The sequence below is a fragment of the Trichocoleus sp. FACHB-40 genome (genome assembly GCF_014695915.1).
Taxonomy (GTDB): domain Bacteria; phylum Cyanobacteriota; class Cyanobacteriia; order Cyanobacteriales; family FACHB-T130; genus Funiculus; species Funiculus sociatus.
Genome location: NZ_JACJPF010000022.1, coordinates 20,733 through 40,258, shown reverse-complemented (window position 1 = coordinate 40,258; position 19,526 = coordinate 20,733). Strand labels below are relative to the sequence as shown.

General features: G+C 47.0%; 14 protein-coding genes. 9 read left to right on the top strand and 5 right to left on the bottom strand.

What is annotated here, in order from left to right:
- Nucleotides 1-67 precede the first annotated feature (67 nt).
- From bcp to H6F63_RS00840, 3 genes are all read left to right on the top strand, one after another.
- Nucleotides 68-523 (top strand): thioredoxin-dependent thiol peroxidase, encoded by a 456-nt coding sequence (bcp, locus tag H6F63_RS00850; RefSeq protein WP_190634069.1) that lies wholly within the window; start codon nt 68-70, stop codon nt 521-523.
- Between the two features lie 116 nt (nt 524-639).
- Nucleotides 640-1,095, top strand: coding sequence for an NUDIX hydrolase (locus tag H6F63_RS00845; protein WP_190634067.1), 456 nt, complete (start codon nt 640-642; stop codon nt 1,093-1,095).
- A gap of 82 nt (nt 1,096-1,177) precedes the next feature.
- Nucleotides 1,178-1,978, top strand: coding sequence for an alpha/beta hydrolase (locus H6F63_RS00840; protein WP_190634065.1), 801 nt, complete (start codon nt 1,178-1,180; stop codon nt 1,976-1,978).
- Here H6F63_RS00840 and H6F63_RS00835 read toward each other — a convergent pair.
- Entirely contained in the window at nt 1,972-2,847 is an 876-nt protein-coding gene (locus H6F63_RS00835) for a pantothenate kinase (RefSeq protein ID WP_190634063.1), read from the bottom strand. The two genes, H6F63_RS00840 and H6F63_RS00835, sit on opposite strands and share 7 nt — an antisense overlap.
- 178 nt (nt 2,848-3,025) lie before the next feature.
- Here H6F63_RS00835 and H6F63_RS00830 point away from each other — a divergent pair, with 178 nt between their 5' ends.
- From H6F63_RS00830 to H6F63_RS00815, 4 genes are all read left to right on the top strand, one after another.
- Nucleotides 3,026-4,744, top strand: a complete 1,719-nt coding sequence (locus H6F63_RS00830; protein WP_190634062.1) for a diflavin flavoprotein — start codon at nt 3,026-3,028, stop codon at nt 4,742-4,744.
- Nucleotides 4,745-4,842: 98 nt separating this feature from the next.
- Nucleotides 4,843-6,594: a diflavin flavoprotein gene (locus tag H6F63_RS00825; RefSeq protein WP_190634060.1), complete on the top strand. Its 1,752-nt coding sequence runs from the start codon at nt 4,843-4,845 to the stop codon at nt 6,592-6,594.
- Nucleotides 6,595-6,904: 310 nt separating this feature from the next.
- A complete protein-coding gene (locus H6F63_RS00820) occupies nt 6,905-7,240 on the top strand; it encodes a BMC domain-containing protein (RefSeq protein WP_190426522.1) in 336 nt (111 codons plus the stop codon).
- Between the two features lie 410 nt (nt 7,241-7,650).
- A complete protein-coding gene (locus tag H6F63_RS00815; RefSeq protein WP_190426526.1) occupies nt 7,651-8,391 on the top strand; it encodes a TIGR04283 family arsenosugar biosynthesis glycosyltransferase in 741 nt (246 codons plus the stop codon).
- Between the two features lie 126 nt (nt 8,392-8,517).
- Here the strand turns inward: H6F63_RS00815 and H6F63_RS00810 are convergent, their stop codons facing one another.
- Genes H6F63_RS00810 through H6F63_RS00800 form a run of 3 tightly spaced genes read right to left on the bottom strand, consistent with a single transcriptional unit; the run spans nt 8,518 to nt 12,730 of the window.
- Nucleotides 8,518-9,354: a DUF928 domain-containing protein gene (locus H6F63_RS00810; protein WP_190634058.1), complete on the bottom strand. Its 837-nt coding sequence runs from the start codon at nt 9,352-9,354 to the stop codon at nt 8,518-8,520.
- A 2-nt stretch (nt 9,355-9,356) separates the two neighbouring features.
- Complete coding sequence (locus H6F63_RS00805) at nt 9,357-11,723, bottom strand: CHASE2 domain-containing protein (RefSeq protein ID WP_242019447.1); 2,367 nt, start codon at nt 11,721-11,723, stop codon at nt 9,357-9,359.
- Between the two features lie 32 nt (nt 11,724-11,755).
- A complete protein-coding gene (locus H6F63_RS00800; RefSeq protein WP_190634057.1) occupies nt 11,756-12,730 on the bottom strand; it encodes a DUF1822 family protein in 975 nt (324 codons plus the stop codon).
- Between the two features lie 104 nt (nt 12,731-12,834).
- On the opposite strand from H6F63_RS00800, the gene H6F63_RS00795 reads away from it, so the two are divergent.
- Nucleotides 12,835-13,983, top strand: a complete 1,149-nt coding sequence (locus H6F63_RS00795; protein WP_190634055.1) for an RNA-guided endonuclease TnpB family protein — start codon at nt 12,835-12,837, stop codon at nt 13,981-13,983.
- A gap of 54 nt (nt 13,984-14,037) precedes the next feature.
- On the opposite strand, the gene H6F63_RS00790 is transcribed toward H6F63_RS00795, so the two are convergent.
- Complete coding sequence (locus H6F63_RS00790; RefSeq protein WP_190634053.1) at nt 14,038-14,688, bottom strand: sigma-70 family RNA polymerase sigma factor; 651 nt, start codon at nt 14,686-14,688, stop codon at nt 14,038-14,040.
- A gap of 239 nt (nt 14,689-14,927) precedes the next feature.
- Here H6F63_RS00790 and H6F63_RS00785 point away from each other — a divergent pair, with 239 nt between their 5' ends.
- On the top strand, nt 14,928-19,442 hold the full coding sequence (locus H6F63_RS00785; RefSeq protein WP_199297489.1) for a DUF4157 domain-containing protein: 4,515 nt from the start codon (nt 14,928-14,930) through the stop codon (nt 19,440-19,442).
- The last annotated feature ends 84 nt before the right edge of the window (nt 19,443-19,526 follow it).

The following is a 19,526-nucleotide window of genomic DNA, read 5'->3' as shown; positions in this document are numbered from 1 at the left end:
ACGTTACCGAACTTACATCCTTATCCTCTATCATAACAGTCTGCACGCAGCCAACTAAACAACGTTAATGACACTCAAACCTGGTGATATTGCTCCTGACTTTCACTTGTCGGATAGCATGGGCAACCTTATACATCTTTCAGACTTCCGAGGGCGGCGAGTCGTGCTATATTTTTATCCCCGCGATAATACTCCTGGCTGCACTAAAGAAGCTTGCGGCTTTCGAGACGCTTACCCAGACTACCAGGCACGCGATATCGTAGTTCTGGGCATCAGTACAGACGATGCTAAATCTCATACCAAATTTGCCACCAAGCTGAAGCTACCTTTTTTGTTGCTATGCGACCCAGAAGGGAAAGTTGCTACCGTTTACGGGTGCTACAAGCTAAAAAAATTCATGGGCAAAGAATTTATGGGAATTGAGCGCAGCACCTTTGTAATTAGTCCAGATGGTACGATTGAGAAGACTTATCTCAAAGTCAAACCGGAATCTCACGCAGCGGAAATTCTGGCACAGCTATAGCATCAAAAATTACCACTTAGGGGCAACTCATTTGATTAACCGGATCTATGTACTTTGAAACTTTTCAAGCTTTTTGCTTGTCCCTAACTCAATAAACAAAGCTAAGAACTTAACCAATGCGTCGGTCATGGCGATTTGTTCAAACAGTGCTGGGGATCATCTTCCGCCATCCCATCATCGGCACCACCATCATCCCGATTTTACCGGATGGTCGGATTGTGTTCATTCGGCGGCGAGACACGGGACAATGGGGTTTACCTGGGGGTATTGTCGATTGGGGTGAAGACATTGCCACAGCCGCAGGGCGAGAGTTGACTGAAGAAACGGGACTGGAGTTAGTGAAAATCCGCCGCTTAGTTGGGGTATATTCAGCACCAGACCGCGATCCCAGACTTCATTCGATTTGTGTAGCAGTTGAAGCAGAAGTTCAGGGATCAATGCAGGCTCAGGATACGCTGGAAGTTAGTGAAGTACAAGCTTTCTCTAAGGAGAGTTTGCCAGAAGGGAAACTCTCCCATGACCACGATAAGCAGTTACAGGACTACTTGAACGGCTTAACAACCCTCGCTTAACAGAATTTTAGATTTGGGATTTGGGATTTCGGATTTTAAATCTATCCCAAATCTAATATCTAAAATCTAAAATCTAAATAGGATGATACCGTTACGCAATTCTCGAATTAAACTGTCTCAAGGACAAATCTTCTGGCATGAAGTCGGTCAAGGGACGGCAATTGTGTTTTTACACGGCTCAGCTGACGATAGCAGTCAATGGCTATCGGTCATCGAGCATTTGAGTGAAGATTACCACTGCTTCGCGCCAGATTTATTGGGTTTTGGTGAGTCAGAACGCCCTAATGTCCACTACTCGATTGATTTAGAGGTTGAATGTCTGGCTGATTTATTGGAGGCGTTGAGACAGCGGGAGGTTTATTTAGTTGGTCACTCGCTGGGCGGATGGATTGCGGCAAGCTTTGCGCTGAAATATTTAGAGCAGGTTCGCGGCTTGGTGCTAGTAGCGCCTTTTGGGGTGGAAGCTGAGAAATATAAGATAACTCCCCCGTTGTTAACGAAGTTGTCGAGGGCGGTATCTTGGTGTATGCGATCGCTTTCTCGTCTCACAAGTCGCCTGGGTAGGCACAAGAAAACCGGGAAAAATACCCAAAGACAGCAACAGCCGTTACAGTCTCCCACTGCTGCTAAGTTGTTGTATCAACGCCGCCGCGCTGAAATTCAAGCAGAATTATTAAAGGAACGATTGGATTGGCTGAAAATTCCAGTTTTGATTTTGCAAGGCGGACAAGATTCACGCGATCGCATCGCCCAAAGTCAAGCCTACGCTGATTTATCCCCACAAGCGCAACTGGAAATCATCAGCAATGCTGGACATGATTTACCGCAAGCATTGCCAGATGTGGTAGCTCAGTATATTCGAGCTTTTGTTAGTAGTCAGTAGCTACTGACTACTGACCGCATTCCTAAAAAAATTATATTGGGGTCAGTAATTACATGATTCCCGATTTCTGGAAATTGGGTTTGGAGATAGGAGAGGAGAATTGCGCGATCGCCTCCAGTTAAAATAATCTTACTTTCTGGGAAATCCTTCCACCAAGCTTGGATAAAGTCTTTTATCCCAGCCAACACCGTGTAAATCACACCACTCTGAATCGCCTGGGGTGTATTCCGAGCAAAACGGGGCGCTAATGTATCAGGTAATTCAATTTTTGGCAAGGCGGCAGTTTTTTGAGCCAGAGAATTTAGCTGCAACCTCAAACCTGGCAAAATTGCCCCACCTACCAGCCGAAGATTAGCATCCGCACCCGTGAAAGTTAACGCAGTTCCAGCATCAATAACCAACACTGGGAAACCCCAAACTTCAGCAGCACCCAACACAGCTAAAGCCCGGTCGATTCCCAGCGTCGGATAAAGTTCCTCAAGTGGCAACTGGTCTAAAGTAATGAGGCGAACATTAGGATAATTTTGCCAAAATGCCGTTTGCTCCGGTACGACGGAAGCCAGATAAACAGGCAAAGCGCGATCGCGATACCCAAATCCATCACCAACCTCCTTCTTAACAGCTTCCAACTGCCTAATTAAACTCGACGGCAAAATTTGTCTCCACTCACCCCCACCCCAAGGCTGATTCAGCTGTTCCACCACAGATGCTGGCAGATATTGCGTATCCCAGGCATCGCAAAACGTTTTGCCCATAAACCAAGCCCAGTGCAACCGCGAATTCCCTACCATCAAAGCTATCCAGATGTTTTCTCTAAGCTTGATAGCTTGCCAAATCGCCTTTGCCCATTTCCTGCGCCTATCCGTCATACTTTATTACTCAGCCAGAAGTTTCCTCTGTTTCTCTGTGTCCTCTACGCCTTTGTGGTTCGACACTTTTAGAACTCTTAACTCACTCATAGGTTTTTTAATAAAACTTTACAACGCGGCTCGTGTCAAAATGAAAGAAGAAAAAATACCTATGGGTTATTTATAAGGAGGTCAGAGAATGGTACTACTCACAGACCGAACCCAAAAGCGGTTAACCATACAGACAGAAGAAATCACAGCCGATACGACAACGATACGATCGCTTGACTGGGATCGCGATCGCTTCGACATAGAATTTGGACTGCAAAACGGCACCACCTACAATTCATTCATAATTCGGGGACAGAAAACAGCCTTAGTTGACACCTCCCACGAAAAATTCCGGCAACTGTATCTCGACACCCTGACAGGTATCATCGATACCAAAGAAATTGATTACCTAATTATCAGCCACACCGAGCCAGATCATAGCGGATTAGTCAAAGATGTGTTGGCATTGGCACCCCAAGCAACCGTCGTCGGTTCAAAAGTCGCAATTCAATTTTTAGAAGATTTCATCCATCAGCCATTTGAACGGCGCATCGTCAAAAATGGAGACAAGCTAGACTTAGGCAACGGACACGAACTAGAATTCGTCATCGCACCCAACTTGCACTGGCCTGACACCATATTCACATTCGACCACAAAACCCAAACCCTTTATACCTGCGATGCGTTTGGGATGCACTATTGTTCAGATAGCACCTTTGACGAAGACTTAGCCGCCATCGAAGCCGATTATCAGTTTTACTACGAATGTTTAATGGCTCCCAATGCCCGTTCGGTGCTATCTGCCCTAAAGCGGATGGGAGAACTGCCGGAAATTAGCACCATTGCTACCGGACACGGCCCATTATTACACCATAATGTTGTAGAACTGACCAGACGTTATCGCCAGTGGAGTCAAGCCCAAACCAAAGGCGAAACCACCGTAGCTGTATTTTACGTCTCCGATTACGGATATAGCGATCGCCTCTCCCAATCTCTTGCCAAAGGCATCACCAAAACTGGTGTCGCAGTCGAGATGGTAGATTTAAAATCAGCCGATCCGCAGGAAGTGCAAGAACTGGTGGGACGTTCCTCTGGCTTAGTTATTGCTACACCCCCAGCCGCATCCGCCACCGCCCAAACCGCTATCGGTACAGTTTTAGCAGCCGCCAAAGACAAACAAACTGTCGGGATTTTCGAGTCTTACGGCGGAGATGATGAACCAGTCGATCCGCTAGTGAGTAAATTTAGGGAATTGGGCTTAACAGTAGCCTTTCCCGCGATTCGGATTAAAGACACACCCAACGAACTCACCTACCAACTGTGCGAAGAAGCGGGTACAGACTTAGGACAATTACTAACACGCGATCGCAACATCAAGCAGAAAAAATCCCTCGATAACGACCTCGAAAAAGCGCTGGGACGCATTAGCGGTGGATTATACATCATCACCGCCAAAAAAAGTGAAGTAACAGGGGCGATGCTAGCATCTTGGGTTTCTCAAGCCAGTTTCCAACCACTCGGCTTTACAATTGCCGTAGCCAAAGATCGTGCTATTGAGTCATTGATGCAAGTAGGCGATCGCTTCGTTCTCAACGTGTTAGAAGAAGGCAACTACCAGGGACTAATGAAACACTTTCTCAAGCGTTTCCCGCCCGGTGCAGATCGCTTTGCGGGGATAAAAACCCAACCAGCTGAGAACGGTTCCCCAATTCTCACAGACGCATTAGCCTACATGGAATGCGAAGTTGCAAGCCGCATGGATTGTAGCGATCACTGGATAGTTTACAGCACCGTGCAATCTGGTCGCGTTTCCAAACCGGACGCACTCACAGCAGTTCACCATCGCAAAGTCGGAAATTATTATTAACGCCAAGATACGCAAAGGTAATCGCAGAGGTTCGCAGAGGATCTCTTTGCGTACCTTTGCGTAAACCTTTGCGAACCTTTGCGTTTAACTCATAACCCATGACAACCACCAAACCCCGCGATGTTCAAGTTCTCCCGATTGGTGCAGATACAACCGTGTTGCGATCGCGCACTTGGGAAAGACTCAAGTTTGAAGTAGAATATGCCTTACAGCGAGGCACAACAGCTAATTCCTATTTGATTCAAGCGGATAAAATAGCGCTTTTTGACCCGCCGGGAGAATCGTTCACAGAAATTTTTCTCTCAGCTTTGCAACAGCGCATTGATGTTAAAAAGCTGGATTATGTAATTTTGGGACACGTTAATCCCAACCGCTTAGTCACCCTCAATGCTTTACTAAAACTAGCTCCTCAGATTACCTTTGTTTGTTCAAATCCAGGGGCGAAACTTTTACGGGAATTGTTCAAAAACACCTTCAATGACACCTTGCAAGAACACGGGTTAAAAATTGCCGTGATGCGGGGGGAAGAAAGCCTAGATTTAGGCAATGGTCATCACTTACAATTTATCCCCACACCCAGCCCCCGTTGGCCTGATGAGCTTTGCACCCACGACCCGCAAACGGAAATTCTGTATACAGATAAGCTATTCGGGGCGCACATTTGCGGCGATCAAGTGTTTGACGAAGGGTGGACGGTGTTTAGTGAGGATCGACGCTACTATTTCGATTCTCTCATGGCTCCCCACGCTCGTCATGTGGAGACAGCACTGGATAAACTAAGAGATTTTCCCGCCAGACTCTATGCTACTGGTCATGGCCCTTTGGTACGCTACAGTTTGATACCCCTGACTCAGGCTTATCGACAATGGAGCGAAAAGCAAAGAGCTACTGAAACGAGCGTAGCGCTAATCTATGCTTCAGCTTATGGGAATACGGCGACAGTAGCGCAAGCGATCGCTACTGGTATCACTAAAGCTGGTGTTGCTGTCGAATCTATCAACTGCGAATTTGCCGAACCCGCTGAAATTCAAGAAGCTGTGGAAAAATCCGCCGGGTTTATCATGGGTTCTCCCACCCTCGGCGGTCATGCTCCCACCCCGATTCAAACTGCACTGGGAATTGTCCTCTCCACCGCCACCAAAACTCAACTTGCTGGTGTTTTTGGTTCCTTTGGTTGGAGTGGCGAAGCAATTGATTTAATTGAAGGTAAATTAAAAGATGCTGGTTATCAATTTGGCTTCGACCCCATCCGCGTCAAATTTAAACCCACAGATGTAACGCTCAAATACTGCGAAGAAGTTGGTACAGACTTTGCTCAAGCTTTGAAAAAAGCTAAAAAAGCAAGAGTACCCAAACAGCAAACTGGTGACTCGCAAACTGCTCGAATTGAACAAGCGGTAGGGCGTTTGGTTGGTTCTGTTTGTGTCGTCACCACCAAACAAGGCGAACTCAGTGGAGCAATGTTAGCTTCTTGGGTTTCTCAAGCAACCTTCAATCCACCTGGTTTAACTGTTGCTGTCGCCAAAGACCGAGCTATAGAATCGCTAATGCACTCTGGCGGAAACTTTGTGTTAAATATCTTGCCAGAAGGCAAACATCTGGGTTTAATGAAGCATTTTCTTAAACCTTTTGGCCCCGGTGAAGACAGATTTGCTGGTGTCGCCACGCAAGAATCGGAAAATGGTTGTCCTATTCTCAGCGATGCTCTCGCCTATCTGGAATGTTCCGTCAGAAACCGGATGGAATGTGGCGACCACTGGTTAATCTACTCCGTAGTAGAAAATGGCAAGCTGCTACAGCAAGAAGGCGTTACAGCAGTGCATCACCGCAAATCTGGAAGCCATTATTAAACTCGTTCTCCAGGCCTAAGCCTGGAGAACGCCAACCAAATCAAATTCGGTTAATGGTCTTAATCAAGGCAGGTATTTAATGTAACTGTTCTTGTCTATGGTGCATCTGCTGGTGTTGATTTCTTTTAAACTTAACCAGCCCCCCGCTACGTGCAGGGCTTGAAATTAGGCTAGGCAATGCCCACAAAATGCTAGTCAAAAGGCTGGAAAGCAAAGAAAGTGGGCGTTTCCGTCAAAAGGTGTAGCGAAAATTCGTACAATTAATACTTACGCCAGATAACTTCATTAATTCATAGTTAGGAGATTGCCAATGCCACAGGCAGTTGGATCGATAGAAACCAAAGGTTTTCCTGCTGTACTAGCAGCGGCAGATGCAATGGTTAAAGCTGGACGAGTCACCCTAGTTGGCTATATAAGAGTCGGTAGCGCTCGCTTTACAGTCAACATTCGCGGGGATGTTTCTGAGGTTAAAACCTCTATGGAGGCTGGTATTGCGGCAATAGAGAAGGTTTATGGTGGGGCGCTGGAATCCTGGGTGATTATTCCCCGTCCCCATGAAAACGTCGAATGCGTTTTGCCCATCGCCTACACCGAAGAAGTTCAACAGTACCGAGACGCTGTTGAACAGCCGATAATCCGCAGGTAGAAAAATTGTAGGTTAGGTTTTTCCTCGTTTTTCCTCGTTCCCAGTCTCTGGCTGGGAATGCTTGTTTTTGTTAGCGAAGCGGCGCGTAAGCGCGGTGTCTCAATTTGAGAGCTTTCTTATTCATTGAGGCAAAAGAACTTCCCAATAAGCATCCCCAGTCTCTGACTGGGGACGAGAAAGTGAAAGCTACACGGAGAAAAAGTGAGAGTGCAGTTTTTTTTTCGTAGTCACCCGCGGACTGAGGAGCGGATTCGTCGTCTGGTAGAATTGGCTCAACAAAGACAGCAAGCGAATGCCATCGCAGCTGTATAACTTTGAATGGATGCCCACTGTATTAACGTTTTGACCCCCCAACCCCAAGGGTAAATTGGGGGACAAGTCTCAGTAAAATTATTCTTTCCGGCTAGGTAATGTCTCGCGTATCGATTATTATTCCTACTCTGAATGAGGCGAAGTGTCTGGAACGCACTTTGCGCCAGTTGAGTGTATTGGAACCGACTGCAAAGGAAGTGCTGATAGTCGATGGCGGAAGTGAAGATGAGACAGTTGCGATCGCGCATCGCTTCAGTTCATCTACAATACGTGTCATCTCATCCGACACACGCGGGCGTTCGGTGCAGATGAACCAAGGCGCAGCAGCAGCAACGGGGGATATTCTTTGCTTTCTACACGCAGATACCTCTGTACCAGATGATCTGGTAGCAGTGATTGAACAAACTTTAGCGGACAAAACTGTTGCTGGCGGTGGGTTTATTTCCCTGATGACAGGCGAACAAACAACACGTTGGGGAGTTTCCCTGCACAATTACCTGAAAACTTACTACGCGCCGCTAATTTTTCGACCGCATTTGTTTTTTAAAGGGTTGCGATTATTATTTGGCGATCAGGTGATGTTTTGTCGTCACGCTGATTTTTTAGAATCTGGTGGGTTTGATCCTGCCATACCCATTTTAGAAGAAGCTGACTTGTGCCTGAAGCTGGTGCAACGCGGCAAAATTCGTCAAGTAAACCGAGTTGTGCAAAGTAGCGATCGCCGCGTGGCAAAATGGGGATCGCTCAAGGCTACAGCTATATATCTTTATATCGGCTTTCTCTGGGGATTGGGTGTTTCTGGAACATACCTCAAGAAGTTCTATGAGGATATTCGGTAATTTAAGGGGGCTGGGGACTAGGGGCTGGGGGCTAGGGACTGGGGACTAGGAACTGGCTAAGATTCTTCCCAATCCCCAATCCCCAATCCCCAATCCCCAATCCCCAATCCCCAATCCCCAATCCCTTCAATTTGGCATACAACATTGAACGATGGGTTCTTTAGCGATCGCATTTAAACCAATAGCCTTAAATAGATTTTCCCAATCAGTGGTGAGTTTGGCATCTTGGGGATTAGCACTGCGGAGTTGGGCGAGTGTATCTAGCGCATCATGCCAAATGCCATTAGCAGCATAAAGCGCCGCGCGATCGCGTGGCGTACTTTGCTGTAACTGAGTTGCCAGAGTCTCAGGAGGTGCAATCCTTTGAATAAACCCGTCAACATAGACAGATTCCTCCGCATCACTAGAAATTGCGAAGAACCAATGGTACATTTTGCCAATTTCTAAAGGTGCTGCATTCGCCGGAAGACGGAATTTTACCAAACCGGGTTGGGCTTGGGAGACGCTGAAAGTGGTTTTGTAAATTTCTTTACCCTGATGCTCTTTACCCTGATATTCCTGTAACACAAACGTTATCGGGCGATCGCCACTTAAGGCAAAAGGAACGTAAAACCACAAAGCGGGATATTCAGCAACTGTTAATGCTAAAACAGATTTCTCGTTTGAAAGTCTAGCTTGGTTTCCGGCTATTCGAGCCGCCAAAGTTTCCTCTGTAACAGGCACCAAGGCAGTCAGAGATAGTCTGTCGCCGCCACGAGTTCCCCCACCTCGTGGTCGTCCTTTGGGTGCATCTCGCTGTCCTTCTGGTGGTACTCTGGGCGGGACGAAGCGCACTGCTGAAATTAATGATCTTACCGGAGGTTGTGCTGGTGAGTGCGTAATGTAGAAGGTATTACTGACGAGAAAAAGAGCAAATGCGCTCGTCAGTATTAGTTTTTGGCGGGGTAATTGTAAGCGATTCATGACTAAAATTTAGATGTATTTTGCTGTTGTCGAGTTTTAGATGTTGTGTATGCCACACTTGCACTCGTTGCAACCAAGGCTAAGGCTGGGGGAACGAGTGGCAACCAACAAGTGGTTTCTACCAACAAAGCAAAGCATAATCCGCATAAACACGCGATCGCGATTGCGATTGCGATCGCCAAATTTAGTCCCAACCTTATACGCCAAGCCAGCACTCCACCAATTGCAGACCAACCCCAAATCCACAAAACTTCACCCCAGTGGGGCAAAACCCATAATAAACTTCGCTTATCTAGAACAGCGCTGAGGATTTGACTCACCATCTGCGCGTGAACCAGCACTCCCGGCATTTTCCCCTCATACCACTGACCTGTACTATAGGGTGTTGCCCATTCATCAGGAAAACTTTGGGCGGTAGTACCGATTAGCACGATTCGATCTTTGACTGAATTGGGATCTATCTGACCTTTAAGGACATCTGTAAGCGTGACTTGTTTGGCAATATCTTGGGGGGAGCGGTGCGAGCGATAATTAAGTAGCACTTGATGCCCCCAAGCATCTACTTGTTGGTAGCCGCCAGTATGGGGTTCTAAGGGCTTGAAAACAACATTGCCGATCTGTAAGTTTCCTTTTGGGGTGAATTTAGGCGAGATGCCTTCTGCGTCCAGGTAACGGAATGCTAATTGTACGCTTAAAGCGTAGGGTGTAGTACACGGCGATGCCGGATCTGGACTCATAATTAATAGATGGCGACGGACAACGCCATCATCGTCAACTATAAAGTCACTAAAACCTAAGCGTTCTTGGGGAATTTCCGGCGGAGGTTTAATTCCAAAGTTAGCAACTTCTGGCGCACTAACTTTGCAAATTGCTATCAAGCGCTCGTTTTTCTCCAAACGAGTTGCTAAATCTTTCTGAGTTGAATCTACAGGAAAGTCGCGATAAATATCTAAGCCAATTGCTCGCGGTTGATACTCGGATAGCTTTTGCAAAAGTTTATTGAGTGAGACATCCGATAGGGAAGAACCGCGTCTTTTTGCTGGATCTTGAGCTTGAATATCTGCTTCTGTAACTGTGACTACTAACAGGCGCGGATCTGATTTTTCTTGTGGTTGCAGCCGCAGTATTTGGTCATAAGCTTTTAGTTCTAATTTCTGAAGTATTCCTAAATACCGAATTCCCATTATGGATAAGGTTACTACCATGCTGGTAAGAAACGCTGCACGGAGGTTTATTAAGATTTGGGAATTCGATTTAACAGATTTGTTTTGACCGCACAGTTCTTCCCAAGTAGGAGGCACAAAAGCGGGATTTTGACAAATTAGCGGCAACCAGGTAGCGCAAGGAAATTTTGCCTCTAGTCCTTGCAATCTTTCCCGTGCTTCCCGGACTGCTAAATAGAATGATTCGCCACGGGCAAAGGCTTCTATAAAAGATTTCAAAAATTCTTGTGCTACTACGTCTGGCACTGGTTCCCGCATTACAATAATTTGCGGAATTTGCAATGATGCCAGATTTCGTGCTAATCCTAATCCATCACAAGAATTGAATATAGCAATTTTTAAGCCACTACCAGCAGCTTTTTTTAAAGCATATTTTAGTTGGTCAATTGTTAAACTATCAGTTTGATTAATATACATTCGACCTGTTTCTCCATCGCCTTGACTGCAACTATGTCCGGCGAAAAAGAGAATGTCCCAGCCTTGTTTCCAAAGCTGTTCGGTTAGTTCTTCGGGTTGCGGTTCTACAAGAAAGGTAATTTGGACGTTGGGTATATGTTCTAATAATCTGCGATCTGCCTGAGTATTAATTCCAGCACTATTACCGATAATTGCTAAGATTTTGACTCCGTTTTTGGGTGGCGATTGGTGTTCTACACGTTCGTAGGCGGGCGCACTTAAGGCAATTTCTGCTTTGGGGTAGCGATCGCATAAATCCCAGAGATGCCAGGGTAATCTCCGCAAGCATAAGTCTTCAGTTTGAACAATCACCCGTACTTTGTCGGAGGGCATCAATTGTTCTAACAGTTTCTCTCTAATCTCGCGAAATGACTCGGAATTCAGCCAAAGATTCAAGCGGAGGCGCAACACATTTGCCGCCAGAGTGCAGTCCTCAATCTTGGAAACATTGGTCAGTTGTCCGGGTTTGGCTTCTAACCTATAATTAGCTCCCAAGCGACGATAAGCTAATCTCCAGATATTGTAATGTTGGGGAATTTCTGGTGCTGGAGGTAACTTGCCGATGATTTCGGTAAATGGGCGAGATCCATCGTCTCCAATCTGCAATGTGACTGGAAATCCATTATCAAAGCTACCATCCCCTAACTTAAGGACAACTAACTTGCTCATTGCTAATTGTTCATTGTTCATTGCTAACGGCTAATGAAGAATTAGCCATTAAGCTAAATAACAAAATTCTCCTCTTGCGTCGCATCACCCAGAGCTACCTTAATGCTAAACCTTTCGCCCGGTTCTCCGCTAAACTCTAATTGGATGTAATTATCGGCAGTTCTAGCTTCTGCTTCTAAGAAAATTGCTTTAGATTCATCTAGTATCACCAGTTGCACTGATGGTGGTAAATAAATTGAGGAGCCAGCAGGATGCAACTGGACGAGGATATTATACTTCTGTTCAGATTCTGGACTGAGTTCTACAACTAGCGCGATCGCATTCCCCGCTAACTGCATCCCCAAGTCAATCATCTTAGCTCGTCTAATGCCAGTATCTAGATCGTCTTGGGTAGTTACTGCAATCTCCCTGCTTCTAAAACTAAAGGCTAAAGTTGATTGTTGTGGGTGTAAGACAGATTCCACCGTTTCCCAACCTGCATCAATAACATTCTGAAGCCACTGACTCAATTTCACCATCTTGCCAGAAGCAGGTGCGGCGACGGGTTGCGCCAGTTGACTCAAGCGATCGATTAAATCTTCCACTGGTCGGAGTTGGCTAACAGGTAACTCCTCTACATCTGCGGTTTCGGTAAATCCCAGCACAGATGCTGAGTGCAATGATTCATTTATCTCAACTACTACATAGCCAATTCGGTCTGACCAAACTTCGGGGGGAATATCGCAAGTAAGCGATCGCATTGATAGAGGACGACATTCCAAGCGACCTACCCCTGTCACGTCTAAATCTGCCACATCAGCGCACATTCGGACAACTGGGTTCCAACTATCGCTGGCTGTTGGATCGCAAGAAATCCCCATCATCTGTAAGTAGTCATTCACCACACACACAGCTAGCGTGTTCAAACGAACTTGCTTTGCTTTATCAGGTGTTGGCATAGAATTAGCAAACTGCTGCGCTGTTCTACGTGCTGCTTGGGTTATGGGCAGAGGTAGAGCAAATTCTCTCTCATTAGTGGTGTAACTCATAATATTATTTTCTGATGTAACTCATCAAAACTCTTAGGTCTGAAACCCCGTCCTTCTACGACGGCTTTACGTGTTACAATGGGATGAGTTTTTGACCCACCTCGATGCAGACAATATCGGTTAAATGCAAGCTTCAAGTCCCTGTAGAGTTGCGCTCTGAAATAGACCGCACTTTGCAGGGATTTGCTGATGCCTGTAACCAGATATTGGATACTGCCAAACGCGAGAATTGCTGGAATACAACTAAGCTTCACCACAAGGTCTACAAACCAGTGCGAGAAGCTACAGGACTGAAAGCCAACCATGTTTGTCAAGCAATTCGGCGTGTAATTGGCAACGCCAAAACCGTTAAGCAAATCCACAAATTTAGACCCACTTCCATCAATTTGGATGTGCGAACTTTTCACTATATTGAGGAGTTGCAGACGGTTGGCGTTACTTTGATGTGTGGTCGGGTTAAATTCAAGCTGAGTATTGGTAACTACCAGTTGGCTTTGCTTAGAGGGCAATCCCCAACAGCAGCTACACTCAGCAAGACAAAACAGGGTGACTACTACATCAATATTTGTGTTGACCTGCCCGCTGACCCTACCGGGAAAACTCCCAAGGTAATTGGGGTGGACTTGGGCAGAAGAGATATTGCCACTACTTCCACAGGGAACTCGTGGGAGGGCGCGCAAATTCAAGCCACTCGTGACCGATACAGCTTCGTCAGGGCTAATGTTCAATCCAAACGCACTCGGAATTCTCGCAGACTTCTCAGAAGGCTTTCCGGGAGAGAACAAAGGTTTCAAAAGTGGCTGAATCACAATATTTCTAAACAGCTTGTTCAAGAAGCAAAGCAACTGAATGCAAGCTTGGCTTTTGAAGACTTGACCAACATTAGGGAAAGTCTCAATCAAAAGCCACGTAGCAAGACGGAACGACGCAGAACCAATAATTGGGCATTTTATCAACTGCGCTTGTTCGTGGGATACAAAGCCAATATTGCAGGTGTCTCGGTTGTTTTTGTGCCACCCGCCTACACCAGTCAAACCTGTTCCCGATGCGGACATATTCACCCAGTTCAGGGGAAGTCCTATCGGAATGGCAAGGCGTTTAAGTGTGGGCATTGTGGATTTGAGCATGATGCTGATGCAAATGCGGCAAATAATATTGCCATCTTGGGGATGTCCGTAATCCATCCTGAAAGTCCGGGGATGAGTTGTCAGATGGAGGGTCAATTGCCCCTCTTTTCGATATCTCAAATCTGAGGCTAAAGCCCCGTACCTTGATTGTCGGGGTAAGCTTACATTCGTAACCCTCCTTCATATATATCCCTCCGATTCGCCAAATTTACGCAACCGAGGAATGCACTGGCGTTGGTAAAAACTACTCAATGTCGAAACTGGTAGACCAAATTCTGCTGAAAGCTTTTTCCAGCTTGCTTCTGGGGGCAAACGCCGCAATATTAAGATTTGGGCAGTAATTTTAGGATAACCTTCTATGCAAATGCGGCGCAGTTCGCCTGTGGAATCTGCTTCGGCCCATGTTCTTACATCGTCCAGCATGGGAGGAACATCTGGATCGGCTTCCAAGATGTCTACTGGGTCAATAATATCGTTAGTTTCGCCGGATCTTGCTGATTTTATCTGGCCCGGAGCTGTTCTGGCTTGTTGCTTTTGAGTATCTATATAAAAATCTTGCAGTCGCCGCTTTAGATAGGTATTTAGCCAAGTGACGACACTACCCTTGGTGGGGTCATACACTTGCCCTGTAGTTGCTTCGCAGATATTGTGGCAAAAATATACCCATGTTTGTTGCAGAGCATCTTCATAGTAATGTGTATGTTCTTTCCAAAGCTTTTTTGTAGCTAGGCGAATGACTTTCGTTAAGTTTTTCTGGCGTTCTGGGCTACCTGGAGGATGTTCACAGGCTTGTTTGACCAAAGTTCGCAGCTGTTCGTCTAGTCCATCCATAGAGCGATCGCTCCTGCGGTTGATACATCACCAATTTAGTTGGGAAACTCATTAATTTTAGACAATGGGTGTTGCGTTTCTTTTTGTTTATTAAAAAGTTGACAGCTGAAAACTTGTGTTATTCTGCCACAATCCTCTGAAAAATATATCCTTATAGAGATGCCAAAAGTTTTCTAAGTAGTAAAAGTGGTGAAAGGCGGAGAGGGGATCTACCAAAGGGAAGAGAAAACCATACTTGGATGTCATATTGGCGCGATCGCGCCAGTACATCAAAAACAAAACCCATGAGTGAAATAGCGCTACCCCAGAGCAAAGCTGCATCAACACCACTTCCCGCTTCTAGGGAGACCCAGCCTGAGTTGATGCGATCGCGCCCGTTTGCAGAGGAAACCACACAGACGACAGCATCATCGGGTGTCGCCACAGCACTAGCCACGCCCGACCCGCCACCACCACCAGACTTATCCCAACTGGAGACAGAAAGACGCTGCGGTTTTGACTTCAGCCGGGTGAAGGTATCCGGCGCACCGCCCGTTGTGCAGCCGAAACTCGTCATTGGCAAACCGGGGGATAAATACGAGCAGGAAGCTGACTCTATGGCAGCGCAAGTGATGGCAATGCCGGAACCTGCTGTCCCACAGGTACAAAGCAAGCTTTTCGGGAAGGTTAGCGATCGCAACATTCAGCGTTCCTCCCAGACACAAGCCGCATTTCCTGAACCAAACGCCTTAATTAAAAGAATCACCGCTCCCGATAAACGCCAGCAGCAGCAACAACCGATTCAAACCAACTCCTTACTGCAACGGTCAATAGCTGCCAGCAATGACGCGAGCCGCCACTTAGAGAGCCGTCTGTCCAGTAGTAAAGGTGGAGGTAGCCCGTTATCGGAGGAAGTGCGATCGTTCATGGAGCCGCGCTTTGGAGCTGATTTGAGTTCTGTGCGGACGCATACCGATAGCAATGCTATCCAGATGAATAAGGAGTTAGGGGCGCAGGCGTTTGCTCACGGTAGCAATATTTACTTTGCCGAAGGGAAATCTCCAGGTAAGGATGAGTTGACGGCACATGAGTTGACTCACACTATTCAGCAGGGTGGTGGGCTTCCGGTTAAGACTTTCAGCAACCAGCCGCACAAGGGAAACAAACTGCAAGCCAAAGTAGACTTCAGCCAACCATCGATACATCTGAAGGAGAATCGGCAAGAACAACCAGTAGGTAAAGAAGCCGAACTAGCGCCGCAGGCTGCCCCTTTCTCACCTACGGCTGATGTAACACAAACAGGGCAACAGGCTAAGAGCATTGCAACACCAGCTAAGACTATCGAGAAACCAGCAGGTGGTGGTGCTGGTGCGCCATCGATACCAGCCGGAAGTAGTGAGGGCGGCGCTGCTGTGGCCTCGCCAGAGGGTATCAAGCAACCAGTTTCAGACGGTGCGGGGATTACGAGTGAGGGCATGAATGGGGGAAGTGGCAGCACTTCCAGTGAGGGCGGCGCTGTGGCCTCACCAGAGGGTATCAAGCAAGCAGTTTCAGACGGTGGAGCGATCGCGAGTGAGGGCATGAATGGGGGGAGTGGCAGCACTTCCAGCGAGGGCGGCGCTGCTGTGGCCTCGCCAGAGGGTATCAAGCAAGCAGTTTCAGACGGTGGAGCGATCGCGAGTGAGGGCATGGATGGGGGGAGTGGCAGCACTTCCAGTGAGGGCGGCGCTGCTGTGGCCTCGTCAGAGGGTATCAAGCCAGTAGTTTCAGACGGTGGAGCGATCGCACCTTCTGGTATGGATGGGGGGAGTGGCAGCACTTCCCCCGAAAACGACCCTGGCTTTAAGGCAGTCGCCAATCGCACCAAGAGTGTCGCACAAAAGCAAAAACAGCATCAGCCAGCAGGGGCTAAATCAGCAGAGGCGCAAGCTGCTGCCGTACCTCCAGGTAACGAGGTAGAGAGTAAAGCGCAGGACAAGCAGGTTCAGGAGATGAACCAGCAGCAGCCTGGTCAATTTAACGCTGCTACATTCAAAGCAGCGCTGATGCAGAAAATCGCTGCTGTTACTCCCCAAACTCTTGAAGAAGCCGACAACTTCAAAAACGACAATAAAATCGACTGTGTAAAAGGTGAATTGTCGTCGAAGCTGACAGAGGAGAAGAAGCAAGCTTCTGGCCCCATCGAAGAGAAAGCCAAGGAACAGCCCGACACTAGCGGTATCGCGCCCAAACCTGTCACGCCACTAACACCCGAAAAGGCGGGTAGCCCACCGTCTGATATTGGCGCAGAAAAGGCTGCACCCAAGCCTAAGCCTGCATCTGAGGTTTCTTTGCAAGAAAGTAGTCAATCGCTCGACCAGCAGATGATTGAGGCGAATGTCACCGAAGAACAACTGGCTTCGTCAAATGAGTCACAATTCCAGGGGGCATTAAAAGCCAAGAAGGATGCCCAAACTAACGCTGTTACAGCGCCCCAAGAATATCGCCAGCAAGAGCAGGGAATACTGAAGCAGGCGCAAGCCGAGGCACAGGCGACAGCGCAAACGCAGCTGCAAGGAATGCACGGCAGCAAAGAGCAGGTTTTGGCTCAGGTGCTTGGCTCTCAAAGTGAAACCAAAACAAAGGAGGAGCAGGAACGGGCTAACGTTGCCACCAAAATTAATGGTTTCTACGAAACAACTAAGTCAGAAGTCGAAACCATTCTCAACAATTTGGACAATGAGGTCATCGGTAAATTCGATGCGGGTGCAGCTGCTGCTAAGCAAAAGTTTGAGACTTTCGTGGCCCCCTACATGGAAGACTACAAGGAACGATACGACGGCTTGTTTGGGGCTGGACGTTGGATAAAAGATAAATTGCTTGGCGTGCCGTCGGAGGTGACTGAGTTCTTCAAAAAAGGGCGGGAATTGTATCTCGCAGAGATGGACAAAACCATCAACGACATTGCCAACCATGTTGCAACGCAGTTAAACCAGGCTAAACAAAAAATTACTGAGGGTAAACAACAAATCCATGATTATGTCTTCAAGCTGCCGGAAAATCTCAGGCAAGTGGGGCAGGAAGCGGCGCAGGACATTCAAAGTAAGTTTGATGAGCTAGAGAGTAGTGTAGATAACAAGCAGAATGAGTTGGTTGATTCTTTGGCACAGAAGTACAACGAGAATCTCCAACAACTCGATGCCCAACTAGCAGAGATGAAGGCATCCAATCGCACTTGGATGGACAAAGCGCTCGATGCTGTGGGTGGAGTGATTAAGACCATCGCGGAGCTGAAGAACCTGCTGATGGGCGTGTTGGCAAAAGCGGCGGGTGCGATTGAGAACATTATCAAAGACCCGATTGGTTTCTTGGGGAATCTGGTTTCTGGACTGAAGCAAGGCTTCGAGAACTTCATGGGCAATATTGAGGAGCATCTCAAGAAGGGGCTGCTGGGCTGGCTGACAGGCGCGATCGCTGGGGCGGGCATTTCTATGCCAGAAAGCTTAGACATGAAAGGCATCTTTAGCCTGGTGACGCAGGTTCTGGGGACGGTCTATGAGAATATCCGTCCACGAGCTGTGAAGAGAATGGGAGAGAAGGCCGTCAACTTCTTGGAATCAAACTTTGAGATGTTCGTAATCTTGAAGAACGAAGGAATTGCGGGGCTGTGGCAGTTCATTCAGGATCAGATTGGCGACCTGAAGGTGATGGTGATTGATAACATCCAGAATTTTGTTGTGGATGGGATTATCAAGGGTGGGGTGATGTGGGTTCTGAGTTTGTTGAACCCGGCTAGTGCGTTTGTTAAGGCGTGCAAGGCGATTTATGACATCATCATGTTCTTCATTGAGCGCGGCAGTCAGATTGCTGAGTTGGTGAATGCGGTGATGGAGTCGGTGACGGCGATCGCCAGTGGTGCTGTGGGTGGTGCGGCGAAGTTAGTGGAGAATGCTCTGTCTAAGGCGCTGCCTGTAGTTATCAGCTTTATGGCGAGTCTGTTGGGCTTGGGCGGCATCAGCGAGAAGATTCAGGCGATCGTTCAGAAGGTGCGCCAGCCGATTGAGAAGGCTATTGATTGGGTGATTGCTCAGGCTGTGACTTTTGCTAAGAAGATTGGCGGTAAGCTTGGGTTTGGTAAGGATAAGAAGGGTAATAAGGAAGAAGGCCCGGAACACGATGCTAAGGTGGCTAACGGTTTGAAGCAGATTGATGAGGAGGAAACGAAGTATATTAAAGACGGCAAGATAACACGGGAAGATGCGGAGAAAGTCGCTGCGAAAGTCAAGGGAGAACATTCAGTCTTCAAGTCAATTACAGTAGTTGATAGTGCGAATACTTGGGATTACAAATATATTGCCAGTCCCGAGAATATAAAGAAGGGAGAAGAAAAAAAAGAAGACAAATCTGGGCCTTTGCCAGGGCCAAACCCAAATCGTATTAGATTCACGCAAGAAACCTATACTAATCAAGGTAAAGGCTACACAGTTAGAGAAAATATAGAACAACTAACAGCAGAGCCAACTTGGGATATTCCAGCAGAACCCATTAGGATATTTGAAAAACAAGCATATATGAACAATTGGGGATCGATGCCAAAGTATGGTCATATAGGTGACCCTAAAAACTTAGAAGATGGGCAGACATACACACTTGACAATCGAAGGTTAGCTGCTTACCAACAAGCAGGAAGAAATGCTATACCTGCACAAATGATAACGGATAATGAGAATTTGATAAAAGAGCAAAGATGGAAGTTTACAACTAAAAATTATGGTAAGAGCATCAAGATTGTTTAATATCAATATTCCAAAAGAAACTCCCTAGTAACTTAATTTGACTGAAGTAAATATCCTGGAACAATCAGAGGGCAATTTAAAATT

Bases quoted from the DNA above. Each gene is read 5' to 3' on its own strand.
- H6F63_RS00790 (WP_190634053.1), bottom strand. From the start codon at position 14,688: ATGGATGGACTAGACGAACAGCTGCGAACTTTGGTCAAACAAGCCTGT.
- H6F63_RS00795 (WP_190634055.1), top strand. From the start codon at position 12,835: ATGCAGACAATATCGGTTAAATGCAAGCTTCAAGTCCCTGTAGAGTTG.
- H6F63_RS00830 (WP_190634062.1), top strand. From the start codon at position 3,026: ATGGTACTACTCACAGACCGAACCCAAAAGCGGTTAACCATACAGACA.
- H6F63_RS00825 (WP_190634060.1), top strand. From the start codon at position 4,843: ATGACAACCACCAAACCCCGCGATGTTCAAGTTCTCCCGATTGGTGCA.
- H6F63_RS00820 (WP_190426522.1), top strand. From the start codon at position 6,905: ATGCCACAGGCAGTTGGATCGATAGAAACCAAAGGTTTTCCTGCTGTA.
- bcp (WP_190634069.1), top strand. From the start codon at position 68: ATGACACTCAAACCTGGTGATATTGCTCCTGACTTTCACTTGTCGGAT.
- H6F63_RS00845 (WP_190634067.1), top strand. From the start codon at position 640: ATGCGTCGGTCATGGCGATTTGTTCAAACAGTGCTGGGGATCATCTTC.
- H6F63_RS00815 (WP_190426526.1), top strand. From the start codon at position 7,651: ATGTCTCGCGTATCGATTATTATTCCTACTCTGAATGAGGCGAAGTGT.
- H6F63_RS00785 (WP_199297489.1), top strand. From the start codon at position 14,928: ATGTCATATTGGCGCGATCGCGCCAGTACATCAAAAACAAAACCCATG.
- H6F63_RS00835 (WP_190634063.1), bottom strand. From the start codon at position 2,847: ATGACGGATAGGCGCAGGAAATGGGCAAAGGCGATTTGGCAAGCTATC.
- H6F63_RS00810 (WP_190634058.1), bottom strand. From the start codon at position 9,354: ATGAATCGCTTACAATTACCCCGCCAAAAACTAATACTGACGAGCGCA.
- H6F63_RS00800 (WP_190634057.1), bottom strand. From the start codon at position 12,730: ATGAGTTACACCACTAATGAGAGAGAATTTGCTCTACCTCTGCCCATA.
- H6F63_RS00805 (WP_242019447.1), bottom strand. From the start codon at position 11,723: ATGAACAATGAACAATTAGCAATGAGCAAGTTAGTTGTCCTTAAGTTA.
- H6F63_RS00840 (WP_190634065.1), top strand. From the start codon at position 1,178: ATGATACCGTTACGCAATTCTCGAATTAAACTGTCTCAAGGACAAATC.